At 57.5% G+C, this 570-nt stretch carries 1 pseudogene; it reads right to left on the bottom strand.

The annotated features are described in order from the left end of the window. Positions 1 to 513 (bottom strand): annotated as a pseudogene (locus tag MOV76_RS39405) (transposase); the annotation flags it as partial. Between the last annotated feature and the right edge of the window lie 57 nt (positions 514 to 570).

The following is a 570-nucleotide window of genomic DNA, read 5'->3' as shown; positions in this document are numbered from 1 at the left end:
GCCGCCACGCCGGACCTTGAGATAGGTCGCGTCCACCCAGACGTACGGCCACTCACCTTCAATCGGCCTGTCGAGGAACGCCTTCACTTTGACGTCGATCTCTTCACATAGGCGGCTCACCTAGCTTTTGGAGATGCCGCTCATACCCATGGCCTTGACCAAGTCGTCGACAGAACGAGTCGAGATTCCCTGGATATACGCTTCCTGGATAACGGCCGTCAGAGCTTTCTCTGCCATCCGACGCGGTTCAAGGAAGCTCGGAAAGTAGCTGCCTTTGCGCAGCTTCGGAATGCGAAGCTCGACGGTGCCAGCCCGCGTCTCCCAATCGCGGTCACGGTAGCCATTGCGTTGAGTGAGCCGCATCGAGTTCTTCACACCGAAGTCTGCACCCGTAGCCGAGCCTACTTCCAGCTCCATCAGCCGCTCGGCGGCAAGGCCGATCATCTCACGCAACAAATCTGCATCGGCACTCTTCTCAACAAGGGAGCGCACGTTCATCATGTCATTGGTCATCGGTGGTCTTTCCGTCAGGTTGGTCTTGAACAACCCGACCCTAGCGGAAAACACTGA

This window comes from Rhizobium sp. PRIMUS64, from assembly GCF_023006465.1.
In the GTDB taxonomy this organism is placed as follows: domain Bacteria; phylum Pseudomonadota; class Alphaproteobacteria; order Rhizobiales; family Rhizobiaceae; genus Rhizobium; species Rhizobium leguminosarum.
The sequence above is the reverse complement of the archived record's forward strand: the minus strand, read 5'-3'. Positions and strand labels throughout refer to the sequence as shown.